The sequence below is a fragment of the Amnibacterium endophyticum genome, from assembly GCF_042680685.1.
GTDB classification, from domain to species: domain Bacteria; phylum Actinomycetota; class Actinomycetes; order Actinomycetales; family Microbacteriaceae; genus Amnibacterium; species Amnibacterium endophyticum.
In genome coordinates this window covers 106,444-112,691 of the sequence record NZ_JBHUEA010000009.1, presented here as the reverse complement: position 1 = coordinate 112,691, position 6,248 = coordinate 106,444, and the positions used below count along the sequence as shown (strand labels likewise).

The 6,248-nt window shown below is 74.8% G+C and carries 8 protein-coding genes; 4 read left to right on the top strand and 4 right to left on the bottom strand.

What is annotated here, in order from left to right; genetic code table 11:
• The coding region (locus ACFSBI_RS07845) for a hypothetical protein (protein WP_377933702.1) at positions 1-278 on the top strand (278 nt) is incomplete at its 5' end.
• Between the two features lie 13 nt (positions 279-291).
• Here the strand turns inward: ACFSBI_RS07845 and ACFSBI_RS07840 are convergent.
• From ACFSBI_RS07840 to ACFSBI_RS07830, 3 genes are all read right to left on the bottom strand, one after another.
• Positions 292-1,104, bottom strand: a complete 813-nt coding sequence (locus tag ACFSBI_RS07840; RefSeq protein ID WP_377933700.1) for an ABC transporter permease — start codon at positions 1,102-1,104, stop codon at positions 292-294.
• A complete protein-coding gene (locus tag ACFSBI_RS07835; protein ID WP_377933698.1) occupies positions 1,101-2,072 on the bottom strand; it encodes an ATP-binding cassette domain-containing protein in 972 nt (323 codons plus the stop codon). The genes ACFSBI_RS07840 and ACFSBI_RS07835 overlap by 4 nt, the downstream gene beginning before the upstream one ends.
• 101 nt (positions 2,073-2,173) lie before the next feature.
• A complete protein-coding gene (locus ACFSBI_RS07830) occupies positions 2,174-3,367 on the bottom strand; it encodes an MFS transporter (protein WP_377933696.1) in 1,194 nt (397 codons plus the stop codon).
• Positions 3,368-3,551: 184 nt separating this feature from the next.
• On the opposite strand from ACFSBI_RS07830, the gene ACFSBI_RS07825 reads away from it, so the two are divergent.
• The 3 genes from ACFSBI_RS07825 (at position 3,552) to ACFSBI_RS07815 (ending at position 4,826) form a co-directional block, all read left to right on the top strand.
• Complete coding sequence (locus tag ACFSBI_RS07825) at positions 3,552-4,103, top strand: LOG family protein (protein ID WP_377933695.1); 552 nt, start codon at positions 3,552-3,554, stop codon at positions 4,101-4,103.
• A gap of 100 nt (positions 4,104-4,203) precedes the next feature.
• Entirely contained in the window at positions 4,204-4,632 is a 429-nt protein-coding gene (locus ACFSBI_RS07820) for an NUDIX hydrolase (RefSeq protein ID WP_377933693.1), read from the top strand.
• Positions 4,629-4,826 (top strand): hypothetical protein, encoded by a 198-nt coding sequence (locus ACFSBI_RS07815; protein ID WP_377933692.1) that lies wholly within the window; start codon positions 4,629-4,631, stop codon positions 4,824-4,826. The genes ACFSBI_RS07820 and ACFSBI_RS07815 overlap by 4 nt, the downstream gene beginning before the upstream one ends.
• 27 nt (positions 4,827-4,853) lie before the next feature.
• Here ACFSBI_RS07815 and ACFSBI_RS07810 read toward each other — a convergent pair whose 3' ends face one another.
• Complete coding sequence (locus ACFSBI_RS07810; protein WP_377933690.1) at positions 4,854-6,233, bottom strand: GH1 family beta-glucosidase; 1,380 nt, start codon at positions 6,231-6,233, stop codon at positions 4,854-4,856.
• Positions 6,234-6,248 lie beyond the last annotated feature (15 nt).

Genomic DNA, 6,248 nt, shown 5'->3' with positions numbered 1-6,248 from the left:
GGGCGCGGACCATCGCCCTGATCAGGCGGGGCGGCCGGAGGGCCGACAGCCCGGTCGTCGCGGCGGCGGCGCTCGGGCTGACGGCGCTGCTGCGCGACGCCCCCGCCACCGCCCCGCTCGGCGACGAGCTCGGCGCAGCCGCGGTCGACGCCGGGGCCCGCGTCGACCTGCCCTCGCTGCAGGCGGTCCGCGACGCCCTGCCCGCGCGCGTGCGGGCGGCGGACGACCCGGCGGCGCGCATCCGCGCGCTGCTCGAGTCGCCCGCCGCCCGGCTCTGAGCCGCGGAGGCGCTCAGGCCTTCCGCATGTAGGCGCGGACCGTCAGCGGCGCGAAGACCGCGACCACGACGGCGGCACCGAGCAGCGCCAGCCAGAAGTCCCCGCCGATCGTCGACGAGTTGATCAGGTCGCGCACCGCGGTGACGACGTGCGACACCGGGTTCACGCCGGCGAACCAGGCCAGCCAGTCCGGCAGCGTGCTCGTCTGCACGTAGGCGTTCGAGACGAACGTCAGCGGGAACAGCACGAGCATCGAGATGCCCTGCACGCTCGACGCGGTGCGGGCGAGCATGCCGAACAGCGCGAAGATCCAGCTGATCGACCAGGCGACCACGATCACCAGCGCGCCGGCGAGGATCGTGAACGGCAGGTGGTCCCACAGCTGGTGGTAGCCCATCGCGAGCCCGACCACGAAGGTCAGCGTCGTCGCGATCAGGTACCGCACGGTGTCCGCCAGCAGGGCGCCGGCGAGCGGCGCGATGCGGGCGATCGGCAGCGACCGGAACCGGTCGAACACGCCCTTGTCCATGTCCTCCCGCAGCTGCGTCCCGGTGACGACCGACCCCGTGATCACGGTCTGCACGACGATGCCGGGGATCAGCAGGTGCAGGTACGACTGCGTGCCGCCCGCGATGGCGCCGCCGAAGATGTAGGCGAACATCACCGTGAAGACGATGGGCTGGAACGTCACATCGAACAGCTGCTCGGGCGTGCGGCGCACCTTGAGGATGCCGCGCCATGCCATGGTCAGCGACTGGCTGACGACGTTCGGGACCGCCGGGATGCGGGCGGTGTCGACGACGCCTGTGCTGGTGAACGTGCTCATGCGAACGCCTCCTCCTTCTCCGCCTCGGTGGAGGCGGGCTTGCCGGTGATGGTGAGGAAGACCTCGTCGAGCGTCGGCTTCTGCACGCCGAACTCGGCGAGCCGCACGCCGGAGCCGCGCAGCTCGATCAGCAGGTCGGTGACGCGGTCCGGGTCGGACAGCGGCACGGTCAGCCAGGCGCGCTCCGCGCTGGCGATCGCCTCGACGTGCAGCACGTCGCGCACGGCGGCGCGGGCGAGGTCGGCGTCGGCGGGGTCCGCGAGGCGCAGCTGCAGGCTCGCGGTGCCGACGGAGGACTTCAGGTCGTCGGCGGTGCCCTCGGCGACGACGCGACCGCGGTCGATCACGCTGATCACGTCCGCGAGCTGATCCGCCTCGTCGAGGTACTGGGTGGTGAGCAGGACGGTCGAGCCGGTCGCGACGAGCTCGCGGATCGTGTCCCACATCTGTGCGCGGGTGCGCGGGTCGAGGCCGGTGGTCGGCTCGTCGAGGAACAGCAGGGGCGGCTGGGCGATCAGGCTGGCGGCCAGGTCGAGCCGGCGGCGCATGCCGCCGGAGAACTTCGCGAGCGGCCGGCGCGCGGCCTCCGTCAGGGAGAAGCGCTCGAGCAGCTCGGTCGCCTTCGCCTTCGCCTGCGCCCGGGACAGACCGAGCAGGCGGGCGAAGATCACGAGGTTCTCGGTCGCCGACAGCGTCTCGTCGACGGAGGCGTACTGGCCGGTCACCCCGATCAGGGAGCGCACCCGGGAGGCCTCGCGGACGACGTCGTGGCCGAAGACGCGGGCGTTGCCGCCGTCGGGCTTGAGCAGGGTCGCGAGCATGGAGATGGTGGTGGTCTTGCCGGCGCCGTTCGGGCCGAGCACGCCGTGCACGGTGCCGGCGCGGACGACGAGGTCGACGCCGTCGACCGCGCGGTTGTCGCCGAAGACCTTGACGAGGCCGGTCGCCTCGATGGCTGGAGTGGTCATGGCGGCGACGATGCGCCGGTGCGCTCACGCGCGGCTCACGCGCTCCTCACACGCCTGCGAGCGCCCGTGAGCGGGAGTCCGTCGTCCGGGCGGGAGCGCGCTCAGGCCGTCTCGGGGGCGCGGGCGGCGCGGCGCCCCGCGAGCAGGATCGGGAAGGCCGCCATCCACGGCACGGCGATCAGGGCGAGCAGCAGCGACGCGTTCAGGCCGGCGATCGCGCCCGCGACCGCCGCGCCGACCGCCGCCGCGGCGACCCGGGCGCCGGAGGCGACGACGAACACCTGGGCGCGCACGTCGGCCGGGCTCTCCTGCTGCCGCAGGCGCAGCATCGCGGCGATCCCGATCGCGTCCGGCAGCCCCGAGAGGCCGATCGCGATCGCGGCCAGCAGGAAGGTCGGCGTGGCGGCGGCGACCAGCGTGAGCAGCCCGGTCGTGGCGAAGCAGACCGCCATCACCCGGCGGGCGGGCAGCGCGCCGATCCGGCGGGTGACGGCGGGTGTCGCGCCGAGCAGCGCACCGGTCACGCCGCCGATCGAGAAGGCGGTCAGCAGCAGGCCGCCGGCGCTCTCCGCGAGCCCCCGCTCGATCGCGACCAGCACGGCGACGACGGGCATCATCCCGGCGCCCAGCTGCACGACGGCGCCCGCGGACACGACGCGGGCGAGCGGCCCGTGCGTGACCAGGGTGCGCGAGGCGCGCGCGACGCCGCGGGCGAGCGAGCGCGGGTCCGCGGCGCCGCCGCGTCCGGCGATCGGCAGCCGCTGCAGCAGCGCCCCGGCCAGCACCATCACCGCCGCGAGGGCCAGCAGCGCGCCGGTGGGGCCCAGCAGGGCGCTCATGCCGGCGACGATGGCGGGGCCGGCGATACCCGCGATGTTGTAGCTGAGCGCGTCGACGGCGAACCCGCGGGCGTGGTCGCCGGGCATCGCCTCGTCGACCCAGGCGGAGAGCCCGCCGACGAAGACGGGCACGACGCAGCCGCCGGCGAGCAGCGCGACGACGACGACCGGCAGCGGCACGGACCCGACGAACGCGGCGAGCGCCATCGCGGCCGCGAAGACCAGCGCGGCGCCGAGCATGAACCGCTTCGGCGCCCGCACGGCGTCGGTGAGCGCGCCGATGACCGGCGCCGCGACGACGCTCGGGATGTTCAGCGCGAAGATCAGCAGCCCGGCGACCGCGACGTCGCCGAGGCGGAGGGCGGCCGCGAGCGCGAGCGCGACCCCGGCGCCGTTCGTGACGACGCGGGCGGGGATCGCGCCGGCGAGGTACACCGCCTCGGCCCGCCTGCTCATCGCCCGCCAGCCTCCCACGCCCGCGCACGCCGGCCCGCCGCTGCGATCGACCGGACCCGGGCGACCTCCGACTGCCCGGGCGCTCGAGCACGCCCGTGCAGTCGGGACCCGCCCGCGCAGCGAGCGGGACCGCCGGCCGGGCCGGACACGGCGCCGACACACCGCTCGCCTACGATGCCTCGGCGTGGAACGGGCGATCAGAGCGGTGGCGGTCTTCTGCGGTGCGCGGGACGGCGTCGACCCCCGGCACGCCGAGGCGGCGCGCGAGGTGGGCCGGACGCTCGCGGAGCGCGGCATCACCGTCGTCTACGGCGGCGGCGGCACCGGGCTGATGGGCGCGGTCGCGAACGGCGCGCTCGACGCCGGCGGCACCGTGATCGGCGTGATCCCGGAGGCGCTGATCGGCCCGGAGCTGGCGCACCCGGATCTCGCGGAGCTGCACGTGGTGCGGACGATGGCGGAGCGCAAGGCGATGATGGCCGAGCTCGCGGACGTCTTCGTCGCGCTGCCGGGCGGCACCGGCACGCTCGAGGAGATCGTGGAGCAGTGGTCGTGGGCGATGCTCGGCTACCACGCGAAGCCCTGCGGGTTCCTCGACGTGCTCGGCTACTGGTCGCCGATGCGCGAGCTCGTCGACCACATGCGCGAGCAGGGCTTCCTGTCGGAGGCCGGCGCCTCCATGATCCGCTTCGAGTCCTCCCTCGACCCGCTGCTCACCGCGCTCGAGGAGGCGTGAGCGCGTCGCGCGGCCGCGGCGCCTCCTCGCGCGGTCGCCCGGGCGCCGCGCGGTCGGTGCGCCGACCGCGGGACGCCGCAGCGACCGCGCGAGGACGGCTGTGACGGCCGTGATCCGCGTCGTCGCGGCGCTGATCACCGACGAGGCCGGGCGCCTGCTGCTCGTCCGCAAGCGCGGCACCGACCGCTTCATGCAGGCGGGCGGCAAGCCCGAGGCCGGAGAGACGGCGCGCGAGGCGCTGGTGCGGGAGCTGATGGAGGAGCTGGGTCTCGCGGTCGACCCCGACGCACACCGCGGCCTCGGCGCCTTCCGCACCGAAGCCGCGAACGAGCCGGACCACGTGCTGGAGGCGGAGGTCTTCGCGCTCCGCGTGCCCGGGGGCGACCTGCCGCCGCGCGCCGAGCTGGCCGAGACCCGCTGGGCGACGCCCGAGGAGGCGGACGCCCTCGGCGACCGCCTCGCGCCGCTCGCCCGCCTGCTGCTCGCGGAGCCGGACGCCCAGGTGCGCTCCGTACCGTCCACCCCATGAGCGACGAGACGCAGGACGAGCCCGTCATGGACGGCGCGCAGGACGCCACCGACCAGGAGCGGCTGTCCGGCCTGATCGAGCAGGTCGAGGCCGACCACGGCGACGAGGGCCCCGGCGCGATGGCCGACGCCCTGCGCGACCGGCTGCCCGAGACGCGCCAGGGCGACCAGGACGCGGGCGCCCAGGAGGCCTGACCCGCGCCCCGGGCACGAGGGCGCGCCTCAGGACACCTCGCGGGTGCGGATCACGTCCGCGAACCAGCGGGCGCTGTCCTTCGGCGTGCGCTCCTGCGTGCCGTAGTCGACGTGCACCATCCCGAACCGCTTCGAGTAGCCGTAGGCCCACTCGAAGTTGTCCATGAAGGACCAGAGGAAGTACCCGCGCACGTCGGCGCCCGACGCCATCGCGTCCTGGACCGCCTGCAGGTGGCGCCGCACGTAGTCGATGCGGTCGGCGTCGTGCACCGCGCCGTCCTCGAGCACGTCGTCGAAGGCGGCGCCGTTCTCGGTGACGGCGAGCGGCAGCTCCGGGTACGCCTCGTGCAGGCGCACGAGCAGGTCGGTCAGCCCCTCCGGCTCGATGTTCCAGCCCATCGCGGTGTACGGGCCGGGCTGGGGCAGGAACTCCACCACGTCCGCGCCGACCCACGGGGACGCGCCGCCGCCGTGGCCGTCCGCTCGGTCGCCGGCCGGCTGCGCCTCGTCGCGGAGGCGCACCCGGTTCGTGGAGTAGTAGTTCACGCCGAGCAGGTCGATCGGCTGCTGGATCGCCTCGAGGTCGCCGTCCTGCACGAAGGACCAGTCGGAGACGTGGGCCGTGTCCTCGAGCAGGTCGTCGGCGTAGCGGCCCTTCAGCATCGGCCCGGTGAAGACGCGGTTGCCGATGGCGTCGATGCGCCGCACCGCCTCGGGCCCGGTCGGCCCGTCCGGCCGCGCGACGTGCAGGTTCAGCGTCACGGAGCAGCGCGCGTCGGGCAGCACCGAGCGGATCGCCTGCACGCCGAGGCCGTGCGCGAGGTTCAGGTGGTGCGCGGCCTTCAGCGCGTTCTCCGGCTCCGTGCGGCCGGGCGCGTGGACGCCCGCGGCGTAGCCGAGGAACGCGGCGCACCACGGCTCGTTCAGCGTCGTCCAGATGTCGATGCGGTCGCCGAGCGCCTCCGCCATGACGTGCGCGTACTCGGCGAACGCCTCCGCCGTGCTCCGCACCGTCCAGCCGCCCTCGTCCTCGAGCGTCTGCGGGAGGTCCCAGTGGTACAGCGTGGTGACCGGCGTGATGCCGCGGTGCAGCAGGCCGTCGACGAGCCGGTCGTAGAAGTCGACGCCCGCGCGGTTCACCTCGCCGCGACCGGTCGGCACGACCCGCGGCCACGCGACGGAGAAGCGGTAGGCCTGCAGCCCGAGCTCCTGCATCAGGTCGAGGTCGGCCTCCCACCGGTGGTAGTGGTCGTCGGCGACGTCGCCGGTGTCCCCGTCCTGCACCTTCCCCGGGGTGTGCGCGAAGGTGTCCCACACCGACGGCAGGCGGCCGTCCTCGGCCGCCGCCCCTTCGATCTGGTAGGACGCCGTCGCCGACCCGAACACGAACCCGTCATCGAAGCGCATGCCTGCGATCCTGCC